The sequence below is a fragment of the Kitasatospora sp. NBC_00240 genome (assembly GCF_026342405.1).
Lineage (GTDB): Bacteria > Actinomycetota > Actinomycetes > Streptomycetales > Streptomycetaceae > Kitasatospora.
Genome location: NZ_JAPEMU010000001.1, coordinates 8,506,459 through 8,532,668, shown reverse-complemented (window position 1 = coordinate 8,532,668; position 26,210 = coordinate 8,506,459). Strand labels below are relative to the sequence as shown.

The 26,210-nt window shown below is 71.8% G+C and carries 25 protein-coding genes; 7 read left to right on the top strand and 18 right to left on the bottom strand.

The genetic code is table 11. The annotated features are described in order from the left end of the window. Positions 1-138: 138 nt before the first annotated feature. Positions 139-1,806 carry a cellulose binding domain-containing protein gene (locus OG689_RS36380; protein ID WP_266325548.1) on the bottom strand — a complete coding sequence of 556 codons (1,668 nt, stop codon included), beginning with the start codon at positions 1,804-1,806 and terminating at the stop codon, positions 139-141. 652 nt (positions 1,807-2,458) lie between these two features. Here OG689_RS36380 and OG689_RS36375 point away from each other — a divergent pair. Then, entirely contained in the window at positions 2,459-3,499 is a 1,041-nt protein-coding gene (locus OG689_RS36375) for a LacI family DNA-binding transcriptional regulator (RefSeq protein ID WP_266325546.1), read from the top strand. Positions 3,500-3,547: 48 nt separating this feature from the next. Here OG689_RS36375 and OG689_RS36370 read toward each other — a convergent pair whose 3' ends face one another. The 8 genes from OG689_RS36370 to OG689_RS36335 form a co-directional block, all read right to left on the bottom strand. Further along, positions 3,548-4,573, bottom strand: a complete 1,026-nt coding sequence (locus tag OG689_RS36370) for a LacI family DNA-binding transcriptional regulator (protein ID WP_266325544.1) — start codon at positions 4,571-4,573, stop codon at positions 3,548-3,550. A 95-nt stretch (positions 4,574-4,668) separates the two neighbouring features. Further along, positions 4,669-5,691: a LacI family DNA-binding transcriptional regulator gene (locus OG689_RS36365; protein ID WP_266325542.1), complete on the bottom strand. Its 1,023-nt coding sequence runs from the start codon at positions 5,689-5,691 to the stop codon at positions 4,669-4,671. A gap of 215 nt (positions 5,692-5,906) precedes the next feature. Beyond that, positions 5,907-7,211: a cellulase family glycosylhydrolase gene (locus OG689_RS36360; RefSeq protein ID WP_266325540.1), complete on the bottom strand. Its 1,305-nt coding sequence runs from the start codon at positions 7,209-7,211 to the stop codon at positions 5,907-5,909. Between the two features lie 123 nt (positions 7,212-7,334). Next, a complete protein-coding gene (gene manA / locus OG689_RS36355) occupies positions 7,335-8,564 on the bottom strand; it encodes a mannose-6-phosphate isomerase, class I (RefSeq protein ID WP_266325538.1) in 1,230 nt (409 codons plus the stop codon). A 102-nt stretch (positions 8,565-8,666) separates the two neighbouring features. Further along, a complete protein-coding gene (locus tag OG689_RS36350; protein WP_266325536.1) occupies positions 8,667-9,698 on the bottom strand; it encodes a LacI family DNA-binding transcriptional regulator in 1,032 nt (343 codons plus the stop codon). 67 nt (positions 9,699-9,765) lie between these two features. After that, positions 9,766-10,551 carry a carbohydrate ABC transporter permease gene (locus tag OG689_RS36345; RefSeq protein ID WP_266327697.1) on the bottom strand — a complete coding sequence of 262 codons (786 nt, stop codon included), beginning with the start codon at positions 10,549-10,551 and terminating at the stop codon, positions 9,766-9,768. Between the two features lie 95 nt (positions 10,552-10,646). After that, positions 10,647-11,606 carry a carbohydrate ABC transporter permease gene (locus OG689_RS36340; RefSeq protein ID WP_266325534.1) on the bottom strand — a complete coding sequence of 320 codons (960 nt, stop codon included), beginning with the start codon at positions 11,604-11,606 and terminating at the stop codon, positions 10,647-10,649. 101 nt (positions 11,607-11,707) lie between these two features. Further along, on the bottom strand, positions 11,708-13,024 hold the full coding sequence (locus OG689_RS36335; RefSeq protein WP_266325532.1) for an extracellular solute-binding protein: 1,317 nt from the start codon (positions 13,022-13,024) through the stop codon (positions 11,708-11,710). A gap of 336 nt (positions 13,025-13,360) precedes the next feature. Here OG689_RS36335 and OG689_RS36330 point away from each other — a divergent pair, with 336 nt between their 5' ends. Further along, positions 13,361-14,362, top strand: a complete 1,002-nt coding sequence (locus OG689_RS36330) for an ROK family protein (protein ID WP_266325530.1) — start codon at positions 13,361-13,363, stop codon at positions 14,360-14,362. Between the two features lie 519 nt (positions 14,363-14,881). Here the strand turns inward: OG689_RS36330 and OG689_RS36325 are convergent. The 4 genes from OG689_RS36325 to OG689_RS36310 form a co-directional block, all read right to left on the bottom strand. Next, positions 14,882-15,514: a hypothetical protein gene (locus tag OG689_RS36325; RefSeq protein WP_266325528.1), complete on the bottom strand. Its 633-nt coding sequence runs from the start codon at positions 15,512-15,514 to the stop codon at positions 14,882-14,884. Next, on the bottom strand, positions 15,498-15,920 hold the full coding sequence (locus tag OG689_RS44940; protein WP_323189361.1) for a MerR family transcriptional regulator: 423 nt from the start codon (positions 15,918-15,920) through the stop codon (positions 15,498-15,500). Before OG689_RS44940 ends, OG689_RS36325 begins: the two co-directional genes overlap by 17 nt. Continuing rightward, positions 15,917-16,411, bottom strand: a complete 495-nt coding sequence (locus tag OG689_RS36315; RefSeq protein WP_266325526.1) for a hypothetical protein — start codon at positions 16,409-16,411, stop codon at positions 15,917-15,919. The genes OG689_RS44940 and OG689_RS36315 overlap by 4 nt, the downstream gene beginning before the upstream one ends. 101 nt (positions 16,412-16,512) lie before the next feature. Next, complete coding sequence (locus tag OG689_RS36310; RefSeq protein ID WP_266325524.1) at positions 16,513-17,460, bottom strand: AraC family transcriptional regulator; 948 nt, start codon at positions 17,458-17,460, stop codon at positions 16,513-16,515. A 96-nt stretch (positions 17,461-17,556) separates the two neighbouring features. Here OG689_RS36310 and OG689_RS36305 point away from each other — a divergent pair, with 96 nt between their 5' ends. Beyond that, complete coding sequence (locus tag OG689_RS36305) at positions 17,557-18,279, top strand: SDR family oxidoreductase (RefSeq protein WP_266325522.1); 723 nt, start codon at positions 17,557-17,559, stop codon at positions 18,277-18,279. A gap of 148 nt (positions 18,280-18,427) precedes the next feature. Here the strand turns inward: OG689_RS36305 and OG689_RS36300 are convergent, their stop codons facing one another. Beyond that, complete coding sequence (locus tag OG689_RS36300; RefSeq protein WP_266325520.1) at positions 18,428-18,562, bottom strand: hypothetical protein; 135 nt, start codon at positions 18,560-18,562, stop codon at positions 18,428-18,430. Between the two features lie 262 nt (positions 18,563-18,824). On the opposite strand from OG689_RS36300, the gene OG689_RS36295 reads away from it, so the two are divergent. The 3 genes from OG689_RS36295 (at position 18,825) to OG689_RS36285 (ending at position 21,108) form a co-directional block, all read left to right on the top strand. Then, positions 18,825-19,154 carry a hypothetical protein gene (locus OG689_RS36295; protein WP_266325518.1) on the top strand — a complete coding sequence of 110 codons (330 nt, stop codon included), beginning with the start codon at positions 18,825-18,827 and terminating at the stop codon, positions 19,152-19,154. 372 nt (positions 19,155-19,526) lie between these two features. Further along, complete coding sequence (locus OG689_RS36290) at positions 19,527-20,162, top strand: dihydrofolate reductase family protein (protein ID WP_266327695.1); 636 nt, start codon at positions 19,527-19,529, stop codon at positions 20,160-20,162. Between the two features lie 229 nt (positions 20,163-20,391). After that, positions 20,392-21,108 (top strand): hypothetical protein, encoded by a 717-nt coding sequence (locus OG689_RS36285; RefSeq protein ID WP_266325516.1) that lies wholly within the window; start codon positions 20,392-20,394, stop codon positions 21,106-21,108. A 226-nt stretch (positions 21,109-21,334) separates the two neighbouring features. Here the strand turns inward: OG689_RS36285 and thpR are convergent, their stop codons facing one another. After that, on the bottom strand, positions 21,335-21,952 hold the full coding sequence (thpR, locus tag OG689_RS36280) for an RNA 2',3'-cyclic phosphodiesterase (protein ID WP_266325514.1): 618 nt from the start codon (positions 21,950-21,952) through the stop codon (positions 21,335-21,337). Between the two features lie 285 nt (positions 21,953-22,237). Continuing rightward, positions 22,238-23,005, bottom strand: a complete 768-nt coding sequence (locus tag OG689_RS36275; RefSeq protein WP_266325512.1) for a hypothetical protein — start codon at positions 23,003-23,005, stop codon at positions 22,238-22,240. A gap of 145 nt (positions 23,006-23,150) precedes the next feature. Between OG689_RS36275 and OG689_RS36270 the strand changes: the two genes are divergently transcribed. After that, the gene (locus tag OG689_RS36270) at positions 23,151-24,581 is read left to right on the top strand and encodes a hypothetical protein (RefSeq protein WP_323189360.1); all 1,431 of its coding nucleotides are present in this window, start codon (positions 23,151-23,153) and stop codon (positions 24,579-24,581) included. Positions 24,582-24,748: 167 nt separating this feature from the next. Here OG689_RS36270 and OG689_RS36265 read toward each other — a convergent pair whose 3' ends face one another. Together OG689_RS36265 and OG689_RS36260 are read right to left on the bottom strand one after the other, a co-directional pair. Further along, a complete protein-coding gene (locus tag OG689_RS36265; RefSeq protein ID WP_266325510.1) occupies positions 24,749-25,117 on the bottom strand; it encodes a PH domain-containing protein in 369 nt (122 codons plus the stop codon). Positions 25,118-25,369: 252 nt separating this feature from the next. Further along, the gene (locus tag OG689_RS36260; protein WP_266325508.1) at positions 25,370-26,110 is read right to left on the bottom strand and encodes a class I SAM-dependent methyltransferase; all 741 of its coding nucleotides are present in this window, start codon (positions 26,108-26,110) and stop codon (positions 25,370-25,372) included. Positions 26,111-26,210 lie beyond the last annotated feature (100 nt).

Sequence of the window (26,210 nt, the reverse complement as noted above, 5' to 3'; positions counted from 1 at the left end):
CCTGGGCGCTCATGGTTACCCAGGGCACCCGGGCCCACTCCTACCCCACCCGTTCCCCGGTGATGCCCTGTGAGGAAGGCACGGCCCACGACGGTCCGCGGCGCCCGGCGGCGCCGCGGACCGCGGGGATCGCGCCGGTCAGTAGGTGGTGCAGGTCCGGCCGTTCAGGGTGAAGGCCTGGGGTGCGCCGTTGGTCCCTGCCACGGAGGTCGCGCTGAAGCCGAAGTTGACGGTGGCTCCGGGGGCGATGGTGGTGTTGTAGCCGGAGGGGTTGGTAGCGGTGACCTGCTTCCCGTTCTGGGTGGGGCGGGCGTTCCACATCTGGGTGACGCTCTGGTTGCCGGGGAAGGCGAAGACCAGTTGCCAGCCGTCGACGGTGGTGCCGCCGGTGTTCCTGACGGTGACGTCGCCGTTGAAGGTGCTGCCCCAGTCCGAGAGCACGTAGTGGACGGCGCAGGCACCGGTGGCGGTCGCGGTTGCGGTGGCCGTCGGGGAGGCCGTCGCGGTCGCGGTCGGGGAGGCGGTGACCGTCGGGGACGCGGTGACCGTCGGGGACGCGGTCGGGGAGGCGGTCGCGGTCGGGGAGGCAGTCGGGACGACCACCCCGCTCTTGGCCCTCATCCGGTCGGAGTGGGCGCGGAACACCGAGAGTTCGGGCGCGCCGGCCTGGACGCCGAACTTGCCGTCGACGTTGTGGTCCTCGTACCACCAGAAGGCGCTGCCGTCGCCGCCGGCGGCCTCGAAGTCGGCGTAGAGGGCCGACCACCAGGCGGAGCGGTCGACGTTGTGGATGTTGAACTCGCCCATGAAGAAGGGCTTTCCGACCACGTTGTGGGAGTCGCTGATCCAGGCGCGGACCAGGGCCTTGGTCTGGTCGAGCGTGAGGTGCGCCCAGTCCTCGGTCGGGTACGGGTGGGCGGAGGTGTAGTCGAGGTACGGGGACTGCTGCACATGGACGAAGGGGTTGCCCTCGTCGCCGCCGAAGCCGTAGCCGGTGCCGTGGCCCTCCAGCCCCGCGCCGAGCAGGTGGTTGGAGTCGATGCCCTTGACGAACGCGCCCATCTCGTCGACCCAGGCCCGCAGGGTGGTGCCGTCGACGTTCTCCGCGGCGCTCTGGTTCTCGTAGCGGGGCTCGTTCATGAGGTCCCAGGCGAAGATGGTCGGGTCGTCCTTGTACTTGACGCCGGTGTAGGTGTTGGTGCGGTTCAGCGCATAGCCCACATAGTTCTGGTAGGACGTGAAGCAGCCGGCGCAGCGGGTCTTGTCGAAGAACGCCGCGCGTCCGGGCTGGCCGCCGGACAGGCCCTCCCACTGGAGGCGGCTGTCGATGCCGCCGTACGCCTCCCAGTAGTTCTCGAAGACCGGCACGAGCTTCAGGCCGTGGACCTTGGCCGAGGCGATGATGTAGTCGAACTCGGCGAACTCGCGCTCGTTGTAGACGCCCTTGGTCTTCTCGAAACCGTGCCAGTCGTCGTGGCTGAACATCCACAGCCGGACGACGTCGACCTTGTCCGCCGCCAGGTTGGCGAAGTGGGCGTCGATGCGGGCCTTGTCCATGTACTCGGCATCCGTCGTGCCGGACCCGGGACCGTAGTTGAACATGTCGTAGGTGTTGGCGCCCGCGAAGTAGTACTCCTTGCCGTCGAGGCAGAAGTGGATGCCGCAGCGGGTGGCGAAGGCGCCGGCGCTGCCGGCGGCGACGGCCGGCGTCCTGCCGACGGCGAGGCCGCTCACGGCGAGTACGGCGGCGAGGAGGATCGCCAGGGGCCAGTATCTGCTGGTGGCGGGCTGGTTCTTGTGATGCACGCGCGTCCCTTTCGTCCCGAAGTGGGGGTGGGTGGTGGGTGACCCTTGACCGGCGGCCGTGGTTCTCGTCCCGTGCGGGAGGCGTGGCGCGCTGTCAGGGGTGGTGCGGGCCCCTGGCCGTGAGGGCGCGGCAGGCCGGCGCCGCGATGCGGCGGCGGCCGGGTGTGGGGCCACGGTGCGGACGGATGTCGTTGGGGCGTCCGTCCGCACCGCGTCGGTGGGCCCGGGCTGTGCCCGGCGGTGCCGGGCTGTGCCGGGCGGTCTGTGCTGGTCCGCGGGGGCCGGCGGGCAGCGACGGACGGGTCTCGTCGTCGAGGTACGGAGCCAACGGTGCGGAGCCGGCGGTGCGGGGCCGGCGGGTGGAGCCCGGTGCGGGGCGGGTGCGGGGCCGGCGGGCGGATCGGCCGGCCGTCGTCGCGCGGCAAGGAGGCCTCGGCCGGCCGGTGTGCCCCGGGGTTGACCGTCGGTGCAATTAACCGCTTAACGAGAAGAACGGTATTTGCGGCACATTAGCTCTGTCAACGCTTGGTTAACCGGTTCTTCTCTGGCCGGCACCTCGGTCGTAACAGGGCGGCCGGACAAGCCGCAGGTCGGCGTAGTAGCTTGAGGGGGCAACGTGTGCCTAACCGGTTCGGAAGGTTTTGTGGATCAGGTGTCCCAGCAGAAGAGTCCCGCCGCGCGGCGGCCCACGATCGCCGACATCGCCAAGATCGTCGGGGTGTCGAAGGTGTCCGTCTCCAACGCCCTGAACGGGCAGCCCGGCGTCTCGGAGGCGACCCGGGCCAAGGTGGTGGCCGCCGCCGAGGAGCTCGGCTTCGTCCGCAACAGCGCGGCTCGGGCGCTCAGCGGGGCCAAGGCGGCGGCGGTCGGCCTGGCACTGTGTCGGCCGGCCCGGATGCTGGGGACCGAGCCCTTCTTCATGGAACTCATCGGCGGGATCGAGAAGGTGCTCTCGGACGCCTCCTACTCGCTGGCGCTGCAGGTGGTGCCGGACCACGACCGGGGCCTGGAGGCCTACCGGCGCTGGTGGGGCGAGCGGCACATCGACGGCGCGATCCTGGTGGACCTGCGCGAGGACGACGCCCGGGTGCCCGCGCTGGAGGAGATGGGACTGCCGACCGTGGTCATCGGCCACCCCTCGGGCGCCGGCGCCCTGACCCCGGTGTGGTCGGACGACGCGGCGGCGGTCCGCGAGACGATGGAATACCTGGCGGCGCTGGGCCACCGGCGGGTCGCCCGGGTGGCGGGCCTGACCGGCCTGGTGCACACCTCGCTGCGCGACCGCGCCTTCGCCGAGGCCTGCGCCGACCTGGGCCTGCGGGCGCAGCCCGTCGTGCACACCGACTACACCGGCGAGGAGGGCGCGCGGGCGACCAGGCGGCTGCTGCTCTCGGCCGAGCGTCCGACCGCCGTCCTGTACGACAACGACATCATGGCGGTCGCCGGGCTGTCCGTGGCCCAGGAGATGGGCCTTCAGGTGCCGCGCGACCTCTCGATCGTGGCCTGGGACGACTCCCCGCTCGCCCAGGTGGTGCGGCCGCCGCTGACCGCCCTGTCCCGTGACATCCACGCCTACGGCGCCCACGCGGCCCGTACGCTGCTGGCCCTGGTCACCGACCGCCGGGCGGAGGGCTACGAGGACCTCGCACCGCGGCTGACCCCGCGGGGCAGCACCGCGCCGCCCGCGGCCTGAGGCCGCCCGGCGGGCTCAACAGCCGGCGGGCTCAAGGGGCCGGCGGGCTCAGGACGTGGGGGCGGGCCCGGTGGTGCCGCGCGGCACCAGCACCGGGATTCCGGCAGTCCGTGACGACGCGTGCCCGGTGTCCAGCAGCTCCAGCAGGCAGCGGGCCACCTGCTCGCCGGTGGCGAACGGGTCGTGGCTGAGGGCCGACAGCGCCGGGCGGGTGATCCGGCACAGGTCGGAGTCGTCCCAGGCGACCAGGGACACGTCCGCCGGCACCCGCAGGCCCATCTCGGCGGCCACCGCGATGCCGGCCACCGCCATCACGTCGTTGTCGTAGAGCACCGCGGTGGGCCGGTCGGCCGGGGCCAGCAGGCTCCGGGTGGCCGCCGCGCCGCCGTGCGCGGACAGATCCGTGCGGACGCTGCGGGCGCCCTCCAGGCGCAGCTCGGCGGCGGTTTCCTCGAACGCCCGGGCCCGCTGGAGGGTGCGGCCGAGCGTCTCGGGGCCGGAGACGTGGGCGATCCGGCGGTGGCCCAGCATCCCCAGGTAGCGCACCGCCTCGGCGGTCGCGGCCGCGTCGTCGCTCCACACGGCGGGGAACGGCCCGGCGAGCGTGGGGTGGGCCAGCGCCACGGCCGGCATGCCCAGTCGGCTCAGCGCGGCGACCCGGGGATCGTCGGCGGACACGGCGATCAGCACCGTGCCGTTCACCCGGCCGGACTGCCACCACTGCCGGTACAACGCGATCTCGGCGTCCAGGTCGGCGGCGATGTGCAGCAGCAGGGAGCAGGGCCGGTCCGCCAGGACGCTCTCGATGCCGCCGATCAGTGCCATGTGGACGGAGTCCAGACCCACCCCCACGGCGTCCCGGACGATCGCCATGCCGACGGTGTGCACCCGCGGGCCGCCGGCCAGGGCGCGGGCCGCGAGGCTGGGCGACCAGCCGAGCTCGCGGGCGGCCTCGGTGATGCGGCGGCGGGTGGCCTCCGACACTCCCGGCCGGTCGTTCAGGGCGAGCGAGACGGCGCCCGCCGAGACACCGGCGCGGGCGGCGACATCACGGATCGTCACCCGGCGTTCCATCGTGGTTCCTCTCCGTCCTGCTGCGGGCCGCGCTGCCTCGGGGCGTGGCGCGGGTCCATCCTGTCAGGTCGTCGGGGTGTCGCCTGTCGGGTGGGTCAGCGCAGGGCCGGCGGTGGGGTCTCGGCGGAGCCGCGGGTGATCAGGCGGGTCGGCAGGACGATCCGGCGCGGCGGGGTGCGGTCGCCCGCCAGGCGTTCGAACAGGGTGCGGGCGGCGGCGGTGCCGAGGGCGGCCGGGTCCTGGGCGACGACGGTGAGGGCGGGGGTGAGCAGGTCGGCGAGTTCGAGGTCGTCGAAGCCGAGCAGGGCCGGCCGGGCGCCGGGGCGGGGCAGGTGGTGCAGGGCGGCGACGGTGACGCGGTTGTTCGCGGTGAACAGCGCGGTGACGGGCTCGGGGCCGCCGGTCAGGCGGGTGACGGCCGCCGCGACCCGGGCCCGGTCGGTGGGGCCCGTGGCGATCCAGCGTTCGTCCACCGGGAGGCCGGCGGCGGCCATCGCCTCGCGGTAGCCGCGCAGCCGCTCTGCGCCGGTGTGGATCCGCGGCAGGTCGCCGACGAAGCCGATCCTGCGGTGGCCGTGCCGGATCAGGTGGCGTACGCCCTCGCGGGCCCCGCCGGCGTTGTCGCTGAGGATCGCGTCGGCGGCGATCCCGTCGGCGGGACGGTCGAGGAAGACCACGGGGGTGCCGGAGGCGGTCTCCGGGAGCAGGTAGGAGTGGTCCTCGCCCGCCGGAACGACAACCAGGCCGTCGACCCGGCGGGCGCAGAAGGCCAGCGCCAGTTCGCGCTCGCGCAGCGGGTCCCCGCCGCTGGAGCCGATGAACACCAGGCAGCCCTGGGCGGCGGCCACCTCCTCCACCGCTCGTGACAGGGCGGAGGAGAACGGGTCGGCGATGTCCTCCAGCAGCAGGGCGACGCTCGCCGTGCGGCCGGTGCGCAGCAGACGGGCACTGTCGTTGCGGCGGAACCCGAGCTCGGCGATCGCGGCGTTCACCCGGACGGTCATCGCCGCGCTGACACCGCTCTCACCGTTGACCACCCGGGAGACGGTCTTCAGGCCCACACCGGCCGCCGCCGCGACGTCGTTCATGGTCGGCCGACTGCCGTGTCTGCTCGTCATGGCAGGGAGCATACGGGGCCGACCGCGGGGTACGGCCGGCCTTGGCGCCGAGGCCGCCGGTCGCCGAGGTCGCCGAGGTCGCGGCGGCCCGGCGCCGGGCCACGGTCACTCATGCGAGGGGGGCGAGGGGCGACAGCACGGCGCAGGAGCAGCCGCCGGGCGGCCGGCTCCCGGCGGCCACCCGGCGGTCCACTCGCGGCAGTCGCCCGCGGCGGTCAGCCCGCGGCGGTCATCGCCTTGGCGTGCGCGCTGAACAGCTGGGCGGCGGCGCGGGAGGGGTTGGCGGGGTCGTTGTTCCACATGATCCGGTGACCGTCGTAGTCGGGATAGAACGAGCCGTCGTCGACCCGCGAGGTGAGCAGCCAGAACTGGTCGCCGGCCCCGCCGCCGGTGCGCACGGCGTCCGTCCAGGCCGCGTAGGCCTGGTCGCGGGCGGCACTGTCCGGGATGTCGCGGCCGGCGTCGATCTGCAGGCCGAACTCCTCCACCACGACGGGCTTGCCGAGGGCCCGGCCGTCCCTGAGGTGGTCGTTGATCCACGTGGTGCCCCAGGTGGTGGCGTCGGTGCCGGGCTTGGCGCCGCTGGTCTCGCCCCAGTTCTGCGGGTAGACGTGGACGGTGGCGTAGTCGACCGAGGGCAGCGCGACGAGCTTCTTCCAGGGCGTGCCCTCGTAGTCGGAGTACGGGTAGTCGCCGTGGCCGGCCTCGCCGTAGAAGCCCTCGTCGCCGACGGCCAGCAGTTGGCGGGGGGCCAGCGCCTTGACGTAGGCGCTCATCTCGGTGGCCCAGGCCAGCAGCGTGGCGCCGCTCTTGTCGCTGCGGCAGCGCGGCTCGTTGGCGAGCTCGAACGCCATCACGGTCGGGTCCTCGCAGTAGCGCAGGCCGGTGTAGGGGTTGCGGCGGCGGACGAGGAACTTCGCGTAGGCCTTGAAGCAGTCCTTGACGGCCTTGTCGGTGTAGAAGCGGTCGTGGTTGACGCCCTCGCCGTAGGAGTCGTCGGGCAGGCCGAGGAACCAGTTGACGTACTGCTGCATCCCGCCGTAGTCGGACCAGTTGTTGACCAGCGGCAGGACCAGGCGCAGGCCCAGCTCGCCGGCCTTGTGGACGGCGTAGTCCAGGGAGTCGAAGGCCGCCTCGTCGTAGCTGTACGGCTTGGGCTGCAGGGGGCGGGCGGAGTGCTCGGTGCCGTCGGCGAAGGCCCAGGCGCGCACGACGGTGAGGCCCATCGCGGCGGCGTCGTCGAGGACGCTGTCGATCATGTAGTGGGACTGCTGATGGAGGTAGTAACAGTTGGTGCCGCCGAAGCGGAAGGTCTCGCCGCCCAGCCGCAGGGTGCCGCGGCGGGCAGTGACGAAGTCGCGGGCGAGGCGCCGGCCGGGCTCGGCCGCGGCGGCGGGCGTGGCGGTCAGGGCGGCGGTGGCCGTGAGCCCGGTGGCGACGGACGCGACGGCGGTGGCCGCGCCGAGCAGTCCGCGGCGTGAAAGCCGGGGGCCGGTGGCGCCGGGGAGCGGTGCGTTCACGGGGGACCTCCTGGGGTCGGGTGGGATGTGGCGGGTGCGGTGCTCGCGGTGGTGCTCTCGCGGTGCTGCTGCCGGCGGGGCCGGCCGGGGCGTGGTCGATGGGCACCGGCCGGTGGCCGTCGGTCAGTCCTCGGTGGCGGGCGTGGGCACGGTGGCGCGGAACAGGGTCGCGGTGCCCCGCAGTACGGCCGGGGCCCCGGTGCCGGGGACGAACACGCTGTCGCCCCGTCCCAGCGCCACCGGCCCGCCCGGGTGCTGGGTGAGTTCGGCGGCGCCGTCGAGGCAGAGGAGGATCTGCGGGGCCCGACCGTCGACGGTGGCGCTGCCGAGCACGTCCAGCCGGGAGAGCGCGAACTCGGCCGCCGGCGCCGGGTAGTGCAGCTCGCCGTCGGCGCCGGCGGTGGCTCGGACGAACGCCGGTGCGGACGGCCGGAAGTCGACGATCTCGGTGAGGGCCTCGACGTCGACGTGCTTGGGGGTCAGCCCGCAGCGCAGCACGTTGTCGGAGTTGGCCATGATCTCCACGCCGGTGCCGCGCAGGTAGGCGTGCGGGACCCGGGCGTCGAGGAAGAGGGCCTGGCCGGGGCGCAGCGTCACATGGTTGAGCAGCAGGGCGGCGACCAGTCCCGGGTCGCCCGGGTAGTCGCGGGCGACGGCGGCGAACGCCGCGTAGGTCGGTGCGTCGGGGCCGTCCTGCCGGGCGGTGTGCGCCAGGGCCGGGGCGAGTTCGACGGCGGCCCGCACGCCCCGGTCGCGGTCGCTGCCCAGCGCCTCGGTGAGGACGGTGCGCAGGGCGGTCACCGGGTCGGTGGTGCGCAGCACGTCCAGCCAGGGGGTCAGCGCAGGGGCGTCCAGCGGGGCGAGCAACGCGGTGGTGGCGGCCGGCTCGCGAAAGCCGCAGAGGGCTTCGAAGTCGTCGAGGGCGCAGATCAGTTCGGGCTTGTGGTGCGGGTCCTTGTAGATCCGGTGCGGGGCGTCCGGCAGGATGCCGGCCGCCTGCTCGGCGGCGTAACCGGCCCGGGCCTGCTCGTTGCTCGGGTGGACCTGGACGGAGAGGGCGTGCCCGGCGGCGAGAATCTTGAGCAGGAAGGGCAGCCGGCCGCCGAACCGACGTCCGACGCCTTCGCCGAGTTCCCGGCCGGGGTCGCGGGCGATGACCTCCGTCAGCGGTTCGGGGCCGTCGCCGCGGTCCAGCGTCGAGGGGGCGCCGGGGTGGGCGCCCATCCACAGTTCGGCCTCGGGCCGCCCGGTCGGGGTGCGTCCGGTGAGTTCCGCGATCGCCGTGGTGGATCCCCAGGCGTAGGGGCGGATCTCGTTGCTGAGCAGGCCCGCGGTCGGCTGGGGCTCGGTCATGTGCTGCTCCGGTGGGAAGGGGCCGGCGAGGGTGGACCGGTCCGTCCCCGTGGCTCCTTACCCTCGGAAGGAGTCGGGGACGGACCGGGGTCGGGGGCGCGGTCAGCGGCCGGGGGGCGCGCTGCTGCCGCGGGGGACGAGCACCGGTGTGGGGGCAGGGCCCGAGGGGACGCTGGTGCGGTTGACGACGTCGAAGAGGGTGCGGGTCACCTGGACGCCGAACCCGTGCACGTCGTGGCTCATGGCGGAGAGCGTCGGGTGGGTGAGCCGGCACAGCTGCGAGTCGTCCCAGGCGATCAGGCTGAGGTCCCTGGGCACCCGGAGGCCGAGTTCCGCCGCGACGGCGATGCCGGCGACGGCCATGATGTCGTTGTCGTAGATGATCGCGGTGGGGCGTTGCCCCGGGGCGGCCAGCAGCACCCGGGTGGCGCGGGCGCCGGCGTGCCCGGAGAAGTCGGTCGGCAGGGTCCGGGCCGGCTCCAGGTCGAGCTCCCTGGTGATCCGCTCCAGGGCTCGGGTGCGGATGGCGGTGTGTCCGAGGGCCGGGTCGCCGCCGACCCGGGCGATCCGCCGGTGGCCGAGGACTGCGAGGTAGCGCACGGCCTCCTCGATCGCGGCCGCGTCGTCCGTCCACACCGCGTCGACGGCCTGGCCGGCCAGGCCGGGGTGACCGGCGGCCACGGTGGGCATGCCGATCCGGGCGAGCGCGGGGATCCGGGGGTCGTCCTCGGTGAGGTCGACCAGGATGGATCCGCTGACCCGGCGGGTGCGCCACCAGTCGCTCTGGACGGCGATCTCCTGGTCGCGGTCGCGCACCAGGCGCAGCAGCAGTGAAGCGGAGCGTTCCTGGAGCACGGCCTCGATGCCGGAGATGAACTCCATGTAGAAGGGTTCGAGGCCCAGTTGGCGGGCGGGGCGGGCGATGACCAGGCCGACGGTCTCGATCCGGCCGGCGGAGCCGGCGAGCCGGCGGGCGGCCTGGCTGGGTGTCCAGCCGAGTTCGGCGGCGGCGGCACGGATCCGCTCGCGGGTGGGGCGGGCGAGACCGGGACGTTCGTTGAAGGCCATCGAGACCGCCCCGGCGGACACCCCGGCCCGGGCCGCGACGTCCCGGATGGTGACGCGCGGGCTCATCCGTCCTCCTCGCCCGGTCCGGGGTACGGCACCGCGGCGCGGGTGCGGTGCCGTACCGGGGCGTGGGTCACTTGGTGGAGCCGGCGGCGAAGCCGCTGTAGATGAAGCGCTGCAGGGTGAGGAAGACCAGGAAGGTCGGCAGGATCACCAGGACGGTGCCGGCGGAGATGGTCTCCCAGTGGGCGCCGAAGGGGCCCTTGAAGCGGAACAGGGCGGTGGAGACGGTGCCGAGTTCGGCGTCGGGCATGTAGAGGAAGGGGATGTAGAAGTCGTTGTAGACGGTGATCCCCTTGATGATGACGACGGTGGCGATCGCCGGCTTGAGCATCGGGAGGATGATCCGCCGGTAGATGGTGAAGCTGTTGGCGCCGTCGAGCCGGGCGGCCTCGTCGAGGGAGACCGGGATGGACCGGATGAACTGCAGGAAGACGTAGATCGAGACGATGTCGGTGCCGAGGTACAGCAGGATCGCCGCCCAGCGGGTGTTGAACGCGCCGAGGTCGTCGACGATCTGGAAGGTGGCGACCTGGGTGGTGACGCCGGGGACCAGGGTGGCGACCAGGAACAGGCCCATGACGAGCTTCTTGAGGCGGAACTCGAAGCGGTCGATGGCATAGGCGGTCATCGAGCCGATCAGGACGGTGCCGGCGGTGGAGATCACCAGGATGATCGTCGTGTTGATCAGGGCCTGGACCAGCCGGCCTTCCTGGAAGGCCGTCAGGTAGTTCCCGAAGTTGAACCAGTTGCCCGGCGGTGTGAGCGGCCCGGTGGTGGAGGCCTCCTTGTCGGTCTTCAGCGAGGTGAGGAGGACCACGAGCAGGGGCACGAGGACGATCGCGCTGGCGACGATCAGCGAGAGGTACTTGGCGGTGCCGCCGACGGTGAAGCGGGCCCGGCGGGGCCTGCGGTCGGCGCCGTGGCGGGTGGCGAGGGCGGTGTCAGGAGTGGTCACGACAGTTCCACCCTCTCCTCCGGCACCAGGCGGCGCTGGATCCAGGTGACGAGCAGGATGAGGGCCAGCAGCACGACGGCGCTCGCGGAGGCCAGGCCGACCTTGTCGAACTTGAAGGCGAGGTTGACGGTCTGGATGACGAAGGTCTGGCTGCCGTTGGCGCCGCCGGTCATGATGTACGGGATCTCGAAGACGGCCAGCGAGCCGGAGATCGCGAGGATCACGCTGAGGCTGATGATCGGCTTGATGCTGGGGGCGATGATGTGCCGGAACTGCTGCCAGCGGTTGGCCCCGTCCAGCGAGGCCGCCTCGTAGAGGTGCCCCGGGATGGACTGGATGGCGCCGAGGAACAGCACCATGTTCAGGCCCGTGTAGCGCCAGACCGAGACGCCGGCCAGTGACTTGTTGACCAGGTCGGGGTCGCCGAGCCACATCAGTCTGCCGTGGTACCCGACCGTGCCGAGCAGTGAGTCGAGGGTGCCGCCGGGCTGGAAGAAGTACAGGAAGACGAAGCCGATCGCGACCCCGTTCATCAGGTACGGGAAGAAGAGGATCCCCTTGAAGAGGTTGCGGAACCTGGTGTTGAAGCTCAGTACCGTGGCGAAGTAGAGGGCCGCCGCGATCTGCACGAAGGACGCCAGCAGGTAGACGCCGCTGACCAGGAAGACCTTGAACAGTTCGGGTCTGGTGAACAGTTCCAGGTAGTTGTCGGCGCCGACGTTTTCACTGGTGGGGCTGATGCCGTCCCAGTCGGTGGCGCTGTAGCCGAACATGTCGATGATCGGCAGGTAGGTGAAGGCCACCAGCAGGGTGAGCGGGACCAGCAGGTAGAGCCAGGGGGTGAACCACCAGTGCCTGCGGGTGGTCCGCCGGTGGAGGGCCGGCTTCGTCGGTGCAGCCGGGGCGGCCGGGGCCGTGGCGGGCCCCTGCTTCCTGTCCTTCTGCAGTGCAGTCATCATCGTTCCTTCGTTGGATCAAGCGCCCGAAGAGCGGCGCGGCGGGGGCCCGCGGGGTGGGGATGTGACGGGCGGCCGCCGCGCCGCTGGTCCGGGGTGCGTCAGCCCGTGACGGTCTTCTGGGAGGCGGCCCACTTCTTGTTGAGGTCCGCGAAGTAGCTGTTCATGTCGCCCTGCGCCGCGCCACGGGCGGTGTCGACGAGCTTCTGCCGGTAGTCCGGGCTGCCCAGGCCGATCTCCGAGCCCTTGTCGATCTTGCTGATGACGGCGGCGTTCTGCTGGTTCTGGCCGAGCAGCAGTGTGACGCCCTGCGCCTCGAAGGGCTTCAGCGAGGCCGGCAGGGGGCTGCCCTTGACCGAGGAGACGGCCTGTTCGGCCTGCGCGCTGCCGGACTTGTTCAGGTACCAGTCGATCCAGGCACGCGCGGCCTCCTTGTTCTTGGAGTGCACGTTGACCGCGTACTTGTAGTCGGGCTGGATGATGGTGCAGAGCTTGCCGGCGGTCGCCTGCGGGAACGGCATGAAGCCGATGTCGTCGGGGTTCTGGCCCGCGGCGGTGGCGGCGGCCTGCATCTGCGGGACGGCCCAGGAGCCGAGCAGCATGGCGCCGATCCTGCCGGTGCCCAGCAGCGTCTTGGACTTCTCCCAGTTGGTGGTGGTCGGGTCGTCCTCGCTGAGCTTCTCGTGGACGGTGGTGTACAGCAGACCGTCGATGGCGTTGAGGTCCTGGCCGGCCGCCCACGGCTCCGCGGTGGTGGAGAGCTTGTCCTTGCCACCCTGGTCGCAGCTCGGGCCGCCGATGTTGTCGGTCCACTTCTGCAGCGGCCAGGCGTCCTTGTAGTTCGTGTAGTACGGCGTCGCCTGACCCTTGGCCTTGATGGCCTTCAGGTCGTCGATGAACTCCTGGGTGGTCTTCGGCCACTGGGTGACGCCGGCCTGCTGCCAGACGGCCTTGTTGTAGACGAGACCGGTGGCGGTGCCGTAGTTGGCGATGCCGTAGACCTTGTCCTTGACGGTGGTGTAGTCCGTCCAGTTGTAGGTCTTGGAGAGCTCGGCCGAGTCGCCCAGGGGCGAGAAGAAGGTCGGGTACTGGTTGATCGACACGTTGTCCGGGATGAGCAGCACGTCACCGTAGTTCTCGGTGTTCATGCGGATCTTGACTTCACCCTCGTAGTCGGTGAGGCCCTCGAACTTGACGTTGACGTTGGGGTAGGTCCGGCTGAACTCGTCGGCGTACTTCTTGAGCGAGCCGTCCTTGATCTGGTCGGTGCGGTTGGTCAGCACCGTGATGTCGCCGGAGACCTTGGCCGGATCCGCTGCGGCCGACGCGGCCGAGGACGATGTCCCGCCACTGCCTCCGCTACAGGCCGTGAGCACAACCATGGTCGCAGCCGCGACGGCCACCCATCCTCTGCGCATCTTCGTTCTTCCTTCGCGCTGATCGTCATTGACATCGGGAAGCGGCGCCCAGGTCGAGGGTTTGAGCTCCCGGGGCCGTTGGACGCTTAACGTAGACGTCACATCCCGGCCATGTCCATAGACCGGTCAATAACGTTATTCAGCGGTTCTGTTAAGGATCAAGGGCAACTTGACTAAAACTTTACCTAACTTGTGTCGATTCAATCTCGCCGCCGGAACGCTGCCGGGAACCGCTGGACAACGTTGTCCATCGGGGGCGAGAATCAGCGAACCCGGACGGGCGGACCCATGCCCGGACGCGGGATCCCACCCAGCCCCGATCGCGGAGACGTCACAATGAGTTACGAACTGGCCGGGGCCGTCGACCGCCGGCACACCCTCGCGCACCCCCTGCTGGCGGCCCTCGACATCGGCGGCACGAAGATCGCCGGGGCCCTGGCCGACCGGGACGGCACCCTGCTGCACCAGGTCCGACTGCCCACCCCCGCCCGCGGCTCCGCCCGCGAAGTACTCGGAGCCGTGACCCGGGTGCTGGACCTCCTCGCCCGGCACCCGACGTGGCCCTCCGTACGCGCCGTCGGCATCGGCAGCGCCGGCCCCGTGGACATCCAGGCCGGCACCGTCAGCCCCGTCAACATCCCCGCCTGGCGCGCCTTCCCGATCCGCACCGAGGTCGCCACCCACCCCGCCGTCCACGGCCTTCCCGTCGCCCTCGGCGGCGACGCCGTCGCGATGACCGCCGCCGAACACTGGCGCGGAGCAGCCCGAAACCACCGCAACGCCCTCTGCCTGGTCGTCTCCACCGGCGTCGGCGCCGGCCTGATCATCGACGGCACCCTGCGCACCGGCCCCACCGGCAACGCCGGCCACCTCGGCCACATCAGCGTCGACCTCGACGGCCGCCCCTGCCCCTGCGGCTCACGCGGCTGCCTCGAAGGACTCGCCAGCGGCACCGCCATCACCCGCACCGCCCTCGAAGCCGGCTGGCGCCCCACCGGCGACGACACCTCCGCCACCGCCGTCGCCACCGCCGCCCGCACCGGCGACCCCGCCGCCCGACACGCCTACGACCGCGCCGCCCGAGCCCTCGCCGCCGGCATCGCCGCCACCGCCACCCTCGTCGAGATCGACACCGCCGTCATCGGCGGCGGCGTCGCCCAGGCCGGCGACATCCTCTTCCACCCCCTACGACGACACCTCACCACCTACGCCGCACTCCCCTACACCACCCACCTCACCGTCACCCCCGCACAACTCGGCACCGACGCCGGCCTGATCGGCGCCGCCGCCCTCGCACTCCCCCTGCTCCTCTCCCCCACCGTGACCGCCCGCGGCTGACCGTACGCCGGCGGCGGGGCAGCGGCCGCCGCGCGACCGCCCCGCCGGCCGGGAGACACCTCCGCAACGGCATCGCCGACATGACGACGATGACCGACGGGGACGGGGACGGGAACGCTTGCACGTCGTCGCCCGGAACCCGTGGGTCGTGCCACGGCACCCAGGTGCGCGGTTACGCGGTTACGCGGCTACGCGGCTACGGGCGGCCCAGCTCGGCCGGAGCGATGGGACTCGCCCCTTGCGTTCAGCCCCAGACCACGTCGGGCGTCGCAGTACCGGGAGGAGCTCGCCCTCCAGCAGATCAGGGGGATCCAACCGGCCCATCCACTCGCCTCGTCCGCCCGTCCGCCCGCCCGTCCGCCCGTCCGCCCGGGAACTCGTCCACTCCGCCGGGGTCGTGGCCGCGATGCGCCACCTACGCGAACAGAACCCGGACCGCACCGACGCCCCTGATCGGACCCGTACCCCGGCCACGTGACAGCGCCCGGCGGAGAGATCGCGCCCGACGCCCGTTCAGGTTCACCTTCGCGTCGGCACCAGTGCGTTGAGGATGTGATCCTTGGCGAAGCTCTTGTCCCACGGTGTGTCCAGGACCACGCTGCCACCGAGTCGCTCGACATCGGCCTTCACCACGTCGGAACACCCCATGGGAGCACTGCTCCGGAATTCAAATCTCCACGGCATCCAGCCCGACACCGTGGAATCCGTGACGTGGCCGGAGACATTCGGCGGCGCCGCCGGGAAAGCGGGGCACGGCGCGAAAGCATAGGTTTTGATTTTGCGCGAAGGGAAGTATCCGTCTTTGGTCCGTCCCCCGCCCTCGACGTACAATTCGCCCCCTGTGGTGATGTAGAACATGGGGGTGACTCCCGGACCTCGGTTGATGATCCAGCCCCCGGGATGGAGGATGAACACGTCCACATAGCCCGGCCCCGTACGCGACTTGTCGCGCCCCCGCCCCACCAGTTCCTTTCCCAGCTGCGACGGGATCCCGTTCTGCGGAGCCAGCGTGGCAAAGTCCCGGCAGTAGGCGAGAAAATCGTTCCACACGCGTGCAGCGGTCCGAAACGCCGCCTCGGCCTGCTGATTGATTTCGGATTCTGAGGATCGGGCAGCCGCCTGTGCCTTGTTCAGATCATCCCTGAGTCCCATGGCCGAATGTTACTCGGCCGTCCGCGCGAGCAGAAGGCTCCGCGTGCCGCAGCGGCGAATCTTGCTGATGTGATCGGTTTTGGCCGCAGTGGGCTCTCTTCGGGGCTCGCGAGCGGATCGGGTGGGAGCGGCCGACGACGGCAGCCGCCCGCACCGCTACGGAGATCCGGCCGAACCGCGTGGCGTCGGCGTCGAGCAGGGGCCCGATCTCGGCCAGCGGCACGCCGGCGGCGGCCAACGTCCGTACCTGCACCAGCTGCAGCAACTCGACTGATCCGTACCGCCGATAGCCGGAGCTGTCCCGTTCCGGCTCCGCGACCACACCGAGCTCGTGGTAGTGCCGCACGGTCTTCACCGTGACGCCGACGAACGCCGCCGCCTGCCCGATCGTCACTCCGTTGCTCATCGGCCCAGCTTGCCGCAGAACACCTCTTCGACGAAACGCTGTTGGGCGGCCTGGGATGCCGGCGCCATCGACAGGTCAGCGTCGTCCACCCAGGTCAGTCCGGCGGCCAGGGGCCTGGTGCCGTCGGGAGCGCTGCACATCAGCGCCGCCGAGCCCATGGTGGCGCCGTTGTGGTGGAGGACGGTGCCGCCCGCCGTCTCCTGCGCGAACACGCCCAGGCCGTGGCCGACGGTCGCCTCCGGGGTGCGCATCTCGGCCAGCAGCCCGGCCGGCAGGAGTTTGCTCTTGGTGCTGCTGCCGATGCGGAAGTGACCGTTCGTCAGCGGCCTGGCGCTCCGACCGAGCCGGCTGGCACCGGCGCTGCCGACCCAGTCGCCCCGCTCGTCGTTCACCCGGAGCTGGACCCCGACGAAGCCGGCTTCGACCGACTCCTCGATCGCCTTCTGCAGCTCCGGACGATCCTGCCCCTGGCCGGAAGGGTTGGTGGACATGGTGCTGCCCCTTCCGGGGCCGTGAGGGGCGCGTCGTAAAAAAGTGTTTCCAATCAGAAACGCTCTGGGAAGGCAACATGCTTCCAGGTCGAAACAAACAATCAAACCGGCACCGACAGCGACCCCGACGCCGTCCGCCGCTCCCGCCGATATGCCCCGGGCGGGGCGCCGAAGTGCCGCTTGAAGGCCTTCGCGAACGCGAATTCCGAGGTGTAGCCACTGTTCCCGGCCACGGTGCCCAGCGAGTCGACCGTCTCACGCAGCATCCGCGCCGCGACGGCCATCCGCCACGTCGTCAGGTAGCTGAGCGGCGGCTCGCCGACCACCGTGGTGAACCGCCGGGCGAACGCGGCGCGCGACAGCCCAGCCCGGCTCCCCAGCGATTCGACGGTCCATGGATGCGCCGGGTCGTCGTGGATCGCTTTCAGCGCCGGGGCGATCAACGGGTCGTTCAGTGCCGAGGCCCAGCCCTGCGTCTGCTCCGTGGGCAACTCGGCGTACCAGGACCGCAGGACATAGAGAAGCAGCAGATCGACGAGGGCCGTGACCACCGAGTCCGACCCCGGCCGAGGCTGGTGGATCTCGGCGCAGAGCTGGTCGACCGCCGAGCGCAGCGCCGGATGGCGACCGGGGCTGGCCGGGAGGTGGATGACCTCCGGGAGGTCGCCGAGCAGCGGATGCGGCCGGTCGATGTCGAGGTGGTAGGCCCCGCATACCAGCACACTGCGAGCGCCGTCGCCCTCGACGGTGAAACGCCCGATCGGCGAGGACGTGTCGACGCGGTCGGGTTCGAAGGCGACCGACTCGCTGGTCACCGAGTCACAGATGGCGTGACCGGTGCCGCGCCGCAGGAACACGACGTCGCCGGGGCCCAGGGCTGTCGGATCGCCGCCGACCGGCAGGAGAACGCAGTGCCCTTCGACGACGACGTGAAATCCGGCTCCCGAGATGGTCCGGAAGCGCACACCCCACGGCGCCCGCGCCTCGGTACGGACAACGGACGGGCGCCCGGTGCGCAGGGCCGCGAGCGTGTCGCTGAGTATGTCCATACGCTCACCATAGTGTGCTGCTATCGAGACGATCGGACAAAGAATCGAGACTTCAGGCCATTCATTGTCTCGGTCGTGGCACCTAGCGTCCTCGCTATGAACAACACAGCAGACACCCAGCGTGTCGTCGTCATAGGTGGCACCTCCGGCATCGGATTCGCCGTTGCGCAGGCCGCAGCGGCTCAGGGATCGAACGTGGTCGTCGCCTCCAGCAGCCAGGGCCGCGTCGACCGGGCGGTGATGGAGCTCGGTGGCCCGGCCGAAGGCAGCGTGCTGGACGTCGCCGACGAAGCCGCGCTCGCCGGCTTCTTCGACCGGATCGGCGCGTTCGACCACCTGGTCTTCACGGCGGGCGAGCCCCTGGTGCTGAAGCCGCTCGCCGACCTGACCGCCGAGGAGTCCCGAGCGTTCTTCGAGCGCCGCTTCTGGGGTGCCCTGCTCGCCGCGAAGTACGCGACGCCGAAGCTCCGCCCCGGTGGCTCGATCACCTTCACCTCCGGCATCTTCGCCACCCGGCCCGTCCCCGGAGTCCCGCTCGGCGCAAGCATCACAGCAGCCGTCGAGGGTCTGACGCGAGCCCTCGCCCTGGAACTCGCCCCACTGCGGGTCAACGCGGTCCGCCTCGGCGCGATCCGCACCGAGCTCTGGGAGAGCACCGTGCCCGAGCCTGAGGCCTTCCTCCAGGCGCAAGGCAGCGGCCTTCCCGTCCAGCGCGTCGGCAGCCCCGAGGAGGCCGCGGCGGCCTACCTCCACCTCCTGGGCAACGGCTACGCGACCGGCACGGTGCTCACCCTCGACGGCGGAGCCGCACTGGCCTGACATCGGCCGCTGTCGGACCGACAAGCCCGGTCCGACAGCCTCGGGCGCCACCCGGCAGGTGCTGCCCGAGAATTGGAGCCGCCGGACAGGGCGGCGATCGGCGTGGAAGCGGACAAGGTGGAGCTGTACCCCCGCCTGCCCCGACCGGTCAGATCTGCGCGTGCTCGAACACGAGTTCGCGCTCTGTCTCCCACGTCCACCCCGGCCGGTCCTGACGGCGGAACGGTGACTCCTCGGCGAGCGTGAAGAACTGCGACGACGGCCTGCCCGTCGTCTTGTTCACGACGATGGCGGCATGGCATCACAGTCGGCCCGACGACGACACGGTTTCCCGGTTTTCGCCCGTTCCCGAAGCGACAGCGGCGACACCGGCCCGAAGCGGCGGGCGGCCCGTCGCCCGGTGGGCGGACGGTGCACCGCCGGAGGTCGTACGGGCCACCGACGACCGGACGGGGGCCGCGGGCGGGACCGGCCTCGGTGGCCTGCTCTGCTCCGGATGCCACCGTGCGGGTGCGGCGGGCCGGTCCGCCGGTCACGGTAGGGGGATGGACATCGTCGTCGTGCTGGAGTTGGACGTGCCGAGCAACGTGCGGGTGCTGGGTCCCGATCGCACACCCGCGGACCCGCAGCACGCGGTACGCCGCGCGCATGCCGTCCTCGTGGGTGGCGCGGGGACCTGTGACCCCGCCACCCTGTGCGGGCTGGACAGCGGCGAGATGACCCTCGCCCCGCACCGGCCCACCGATCCGGACCAACCGTGGTGGCCGCCGCACTGGCACGCGTGCAGCTTCTGCCAGGCCGCCCGGCAGAACACCGCGCCCACCGCCGGGCCGACCGACGCGGAGCTGCCCGAAGCGGCCACCGCGTCGAGCTGAGAACCCCGACCCGGACGCCCCCGAGCAGCTTCACGGCACCGCTCCCGTCCGCACGATCGGACGAATCCGGGCCGGCCGTACCGCGCGGAGCCCCGACGACGGACGCGCGGCCGGCCACCGGCGCACGTCCGATCGGGCGACCTCGCTCCTCCTGCTCCGAGACGGCGACGCCCGGCATCGGCCGTTCTGCCGGTCTCGGTGGCCCGGGCTCGGTTCGGCCGGTCACCGTTGGACATCGGGCTTCGAACAGTGTGCGCGGCCACGGGGCGGTGGCCGAGGCACCGCACGAAACTGGGAGGGGGCGGAGCAATGAGTGTGCCCGCTTCCAGGTCTGACCTTCTGATCGAGCCGACCAACCATCGGGAGTACGGCATGGGCCTCATCCACATCGAGCTGTTCACGACCCTCGACCTCGTCGCGCAGGCGCCCGGCGGGCCGGACGAGGACCCGACGGGGTTCCCCTTCGGGGGTTGGCAGGTGCCGATGCTGGACGATTTCGTCGGGGCGCAGATCGGCGCAGCGTACGAGGGCACCGATGCCCTCCTGCTCGGGCGGCGGACGTACGACATCTTCGCTGCCTACTGGCCGCGCCAGACGGACGGCGAGATCGCCACGTTGTTCAACAGCATTCCGAAGTACGTGGCCTCCCGTGGCAAGCCTGACCTGTCGTGGGCCGGGTCCACACAGCTCGGCCCGGATCTGGCCGGCGCGGTGCGCGAGATCCGCGAGCGGCACGAGCATGTGAAAGTCGTCGGGAGTCTGAATCTGGTGCAGACGCTGCTGCGGGAGAGGCTCTTCGACCGCCTCAGCCTCCTGGTGCACCCGATCGTGCTCGGCGTCGGGAAGAAGGTGTTCGACGGTGGCGCGGTGCCTTCGAACCTCACCCTCCTGGAGTCGCCGGTGGCCAGCCCCAAGGGGGCCGTGTACCTGCGGTACGGGCTGGCGGAGGGCACGCCCGGGACCGGGGACATGGCCGCACGCGATCGGGGTGTCGGACGCGCCGACTGAAGTCGCCCCCGAGCGAGGTGCCGGCGGGGGCGATCAGGCTGCGGGCGTGCCGGAGGTGGCGAGGGCGGTTCGCCCGTAACCTCCGCCGGCCGCCGACAGTCGCGCCGGTGACTACTCGTCACCGACGGGAAGTGGGCCATGAACGAGGTGGCGCCCACTTCGTGCGCTGCGCTATGAAGATCCCTCAGGAGAGCCGCGATCCGTGGCCCGCACAGACGGGGGACGTCCTATGAAGCCCATCGACAGAAGTCACCGCACCATGGTTCTGGCCGGCCTGACCGCGGTCGGCGCGCTCACCCTGGCCGCCTGCAGCGACGGCGGACCCGCACCGAAAACCGCGGCGCCCGCACCCGTCACCACCCCGTCGACCACACCGCCCGGCACACCGACCGGCGCACCCACCGCCACTGCGAGCAGCACGCCCACCTTCACGCCCCCCTCGATCACGGCGGCCGCGCCGACGAGTCCCTCGGCCGCCCCGGCTCCGGCGGTCCCCGCCCCTGCCCCGGGCACCAAGGTCAAGATCGGCGACGCCGTCCGGTTCCCGTTCTCCTACGGGGGCTCCGAGGGCGCCATCGCGCTCACGGTCACCTCGATCGAGAAGGCCGACCCGGCCGACCTCTCCTCGCTGAAGCTCGACGACAACACCAAGGGCCTGGTGCCGTACTACATCCATTACCAGGTCACCAACATCGGCGACACCGACCTCTCGTTCACCAACCTCAGCCATATCTCGGGCCTGCTCGCGAACGGCACCCAGGCACCGGACCTGATGGTCTTCGGCACGTTCGCCAAGTGCTCGGACGGCTCGATGCCCAGCGAATTCACCAACGGCAAGTCCGCCGACTTCTGCATACCGGTGATGTCCCCCACGAACTCCAGGGTCACGGCCGTCGAGTACTGGGCCGACCCGTACACCGTCCACAACGGCGTCATCTGGAAGTGATCCACGACGAGCTCGTCACCGAAGGCGGGCGCCCGGGCGCAGACGTCAGGGCGATGCTTCGGCGGCGGGGCCGGCCAGGCGGCGGGGCACGACTTCGGTGCTCTGCCGTCCTCGGCCGGCGGCATCGGGAGCGTGGTCGGTGACGTCCCGGCGGTGGCGCTCCGGGCGCGGCGCTCCCCGCCGGCCGGCGAGCACGCGACGCGCGCGAGGAGCTGGCCGCCGGGGGCTACGGCTCAGGGGAAGCGCCGCTGCCCCGGGCCCGGACGCCCGCGCCCAGTCGCCACGCCTCGATGTCCCGGTAGCGGATCGGCCCGGGGCCACGGCCGATGTTGCTGCCGACCAGATGGAGATGCTCGGTGCGCCACGGTCGGCCCACGAAGCCGGCGAGAGCGGCCGCGGCCTGCGGCACACTGATGGGATCATCGCGACGGGCCCGCGCCAGCGTCAGATGAGGGCGCAGCGGACGGTCCCTGAACGCGATCCCGCAGGACCTGACCAGCTCCCGGACGTCGGCGGCCAGCCCATGAAGCCCCTCCAGGTCGCCGTCGATCCCGCTCCACAGCAGTCGCTCGTCGAAGTGACCGCCCCCACGCAGGCCAAGCCGGAGGGTGGGCTGCGACGCGGCCCGGACGGCCAGTACGGACCGCAGCAACGGTACTGCCGTGGAGGGAAGTTCACCGAGGAAGGCCAGGGTGATGTGCCAGTCCTCGATCCGGTTCCACCGCAGCTGCGGGTACCTGGCGTACGCGAGCTGCAGGACATGGGCCAGCTCGTCCTTGGCATCGTCGGGCGGAGCCAACGCCACGAAGACGCGCAGCGTCGAGGGCTCGGAGGGAACGTCCACCAGGGATTTCTAGCACCCCGGCGCTCCCGGCCGACAGGAGACCCCCGCCCACGGCACGGCCGCCCCCGACAGACCGGCTCACCCGGGCAGCGACCGGAGGGCGACCCGGTCCTCCGGGCCGCACGCAGCACCGTCGGCGGGCAGCGGGCAGCGGGCAGCGGGCAGGACGGCGGACGGACAGCGCCGGACCGGCGGAGACGGTGGCCGAGGGCGGCGGCGCCCCGATGGGGACACCTCCCGTACGGTAGCCACCCCCGAGGCGGCGCACCGGCAGCCCTCCGCGGGTCAGCCGGCGGTGCGGGCCATGTCGTCCCTGGTCTCCAGGTAGGTACTGAGTTCCGCCCAGGTGGAAACCGTCCGACCGTTGGGGGACGGGGTCAGGGGCGCGACGGGGTGTTCGCCGACCAGGACCAGTCCGGCGTGTTCCCGTTCGACGCGGCCGTCGTCCGTGATCACCACCTCGGTCCTCTTCCACCGCGGGTGGTAGCGCCGCTCGGGGATCTCGGCCAGGTCGGCCGGGTCGGGCAGGCCGGGTCCGGGGTGGTCCAGGAACCGGATCACCGGGCCGGTCGAACAGCCCACATCCCCAAGACCGACGACCCGGAGCAGGTACGGCTGGCCGCTCCGTGCCCGGTACACGTAGACCTGACCCAGGGCCGCCAGCGCGGGCGGCCTGCGGCGGGCGCGAATCGGACGTGGTCCGGGCTGCGGGCCCTCCAGGCGCACCTGGAGTCGTCGCAGGACGGCGGCCCGCCGGCGGACTTCCCCGGGGCCGGCTTCCTGCCAGCGGTCCAGGTCACCGCCCGAGCGCAGCAGAGCCAGGGCTTCCTCCCGCGCGGACGCGGTCAGCCGCCCGAGCCGGGATTGGGTGTCCGCCAGGGCCAGCAGGACCACGGCCCGCTCGTCCGGGTCCGAGAGTTCCTCGGCGAAGGCGCTCAGGACCCGCGCCTCGGCCTCCTCCCCGTCCGCCCCTGATCGCAGGGCATCGCGGTAGGCGTCGCGGACGTCGCACGCCGTGTCGTCCGCGTACAGCCCGGTCCCGTTCGTTCCCACGCTCGCCCGCCCTCCTGCCGCTCCGCAGCCATGTCCGGTGCCCGCGCTCGGGCCCGTGCACCGGCGTTCACCTGCAACGGAGTCTCGCACCTCGCAACGCGCAATCCCACCACGCGACCGGAACCGGCCCCCGTAGGCTGCCCGCGTGAACATGGACGATCTTGTGGATACGGACGATCTTTGGCAGCGGGTGCAGGCCGGAGAGGGCATTCCCCCGCACACGGTGGGTGCTCTTCTCGAACTCGGCGAGATGGACCTGGTGCTGCAGGTGGCACGCGAGCAGGGCGACTGGTTCTGCGCGCAGGCAGCGGCTCACGAACTGTGCGAGGCCGGGGAGTTCGAGTGGGCCTGGACCGTCCTCTTGCCGTTCGCCGAGGCAGGGCTGCCGGACGCTCTTCGTACAGCGGCCGACATCCTGCTCCGGTGGAGGCGGACGGACGAAGAACTGACACCGCTTCATCCGGGTGAGATGGCCCAGGAACTGGACCGGGCCGGCCGTACTCTCGCCCAGCTCCTGGTGCAGGCCGGCTGGGCCCAGGACACGATCGACTCGCTCCTCCCCGACGACAACGACCAGGCCCACCCGTCATGGCGGGGCGGCGCCGGCGTCCCGGCCGTGACGGACGAGGGCGGCAAGGACTTCCACGCGGGCACGGAGGAGGACGTGCGGTTCGTGATGGCCCGTATGCCGGCCGAGGTCAAGGACGGTTTCCGCTACGACGCCGTGCCCTGGAGGCATTTCGACGGCGCCCCCGAGCCCGGTACGGATGTGCCCGGCCTGTTGGAGACCATGCGCTCGGGCGAGCCCGAAGCCGCCGACCGGGCCCTGGGGACGCTGTGGCACAACGTGTGCCACCAGGGCTGCCCCACCGCGCTCGGCGCCCTGACCGTCCCCTTCCTCGCCCGCATCGCCGCCCGCCCCGGCTGCCACCGCCGCGCAGACGTGCTGCACCTGATGGCGGCGCTCGCCCGACGATCGCACTTCGGCGACAGCTCCCGTACCGGGCTGCTGCGCGCGGCCGCCTCCGACACGGTGATCGTCATAGAGGCGTCCGGCTACCTGGCGAACTGGGCGGTGCAGGCGGCCCGCGAGGCACTGGCAGCCGACGTCGACCTGCTGCTGCCTCTGCTCGACGACCCCGACCCCGAGGTCCGCCGAGCCGTCACCCAGGCCCTGGCCGCCGTCCCGGGCGGCGGGACCGGCCACCTGTCCGCCACCCTGCACGCCCGCCTCGCGACCGAGCACGACCCGGCGGCACGCGCCTGCCTGGTCCTCGCGATCGGCCAACTCGCCTGGGAACACCGCGACCTCGCCACCATCGATCTGATGCTGACCTGGTGGCAGGACCCCGCCCGGCCCGCAGAGATCCGCATCAGCGCGGCCCTGGCCTGGCTGTGCCTGGTCGACGACCCCGTCCCCGACGACCTGAACACCCTCTTCGACGAAGCCGTCACCGACGACCTCGTCACCCTCCTCGACTCCATCGCGTGGCTGTACGACGCCGACGGACTTCGCCGCTGCATCGAGGTGATGAGCAACCCCGACGACTGCCCCTGGCCGGCCTCAGCCCCCTGACCGTAGCCCCCTGGCGCAGCCCGCCTGACCACCCCGACAGCACGCCCCCCAGCCCGTCACCGGGCCGAACCGGCGACGGGACGGCCTGGACCGACCCCACGGCCCACGGCCCGACCGAGCTGGCCGAGCGCGGGCGGGCCGCGGGCGGGCGGGGGCGGGCCGGCGGGCTACTTCACGGCCACGTACTGGGTCAGAACCGCCTGCACCTCGTAGATGTCGACGCCCTTGGTGAAGGTCTTCTGGATCGGCAACGGATTGCCGGACACCCAGATCTTCAGCTCGGCGTCGAGGTCGAAGCTGCCGGCCGTCTCGACCGCGAAGTGCGTGATGCTCTTGTAGGGGATCGAGTGGTACTCGGTCTTCTTGCCGGTTATGCCCTGCTTGTCGATCAGGATCAGCCGGCGGTCGGTGAACATGAACGTGTCGCGGATCAGCTGGTACGCCGCGTGCACCTGCTCGCCGTTTCCGAACAGCTTGGCGAACTCCTGCTGAGCCGCCGCCGGGTCCACCTTGTGCGCGTTGCCGAACAGTGCCACGTCTCGTCCTCCCGTCGTGCTCCCGCCCCGAACGGCCGGGAAGCAAGAACCGAAAGTCTGTCACGGGCCCTGTCCTGCCCGTGGCCCGATGAAGGATCACGACGCACCCGGCCCCTGCTCACGACCGCCGACCGCCGACCGCCGACCGCGCAACGCTCACGGGACGGGACGGGACCGGGCCGGCGGCCAGCCGGCAGCGGGACAGCAACCCCCACCACCAGGGCCGGCCGGCCGACCCTCGCCCACAGGCGCTCAGCCGCCCGGCCGGCTGCCCCCGGCCGCGGCGACCACGAACCACTGGGCCGGCAGGGCGACCCGGGTGCCGTCCGGGTGGCGCTGACTCATCGCGAGGCCGGTCTCGCCCTGGTCGAGGATCGCCAACCCGGCGCCGCCCAGCAGCGCGGGCAACTCCCCCGGGGCGACCTCGGCCGGGCGCAGTCGGTGCTTGCGGACCTGGCGGAGCCGCTCCGGCGGGCCGTCGGGCCCGTCGGCGACCTGTTGGAGCACCGCCTTGGCGGCGGCGGTCGGCTCGACCACGAAGCCGCGGCCGCGCCGGCCGAGCACCAGGGCGACGGCGGCCGCGACCGGCGCCCGGTCGGCCGGGTCGCTCTGGTGGAGAACCGCCCGCATGTAAACGTTGGCCTCGCCGAGCCGGTCGCCGAGGCGCCGCACTCCCACCAGGTCGGCGAGGTCGAGCTGTTCGAACTCGGCCACCGCGTCGCGGTCCGCCCGACGGGCGTGCGCCACGGCCGAGGCGGACAGGTCGACGCCCACCGCCCGCGGGAAGTGGCCGGCCAGGTAGCGGGTCTGGGTGCCGTTGCCGCAGCCGAGGTCGACGACCGGCAGCGTGCGGTCTACGTGGGGCGCGAACAGTTCGGTGTGCGGGGCCGCCGTCAGCGTTGCGTCCGCGTCCCAGAACGGCTCGCCGGGCTCGCCCTTGCTCTCGGCCCAGTAGCCCTCCCACGCGCGGGCATAGCGCTCCGAAGCACTCATCAGCAGGTATCTCCCATTGGTCCGTGGCGGCGAATACCATCCCCCCTACCGGCGCCCGCACCGACGGAAACCGCGTAACCGGATCCTTCACACGGCGTTC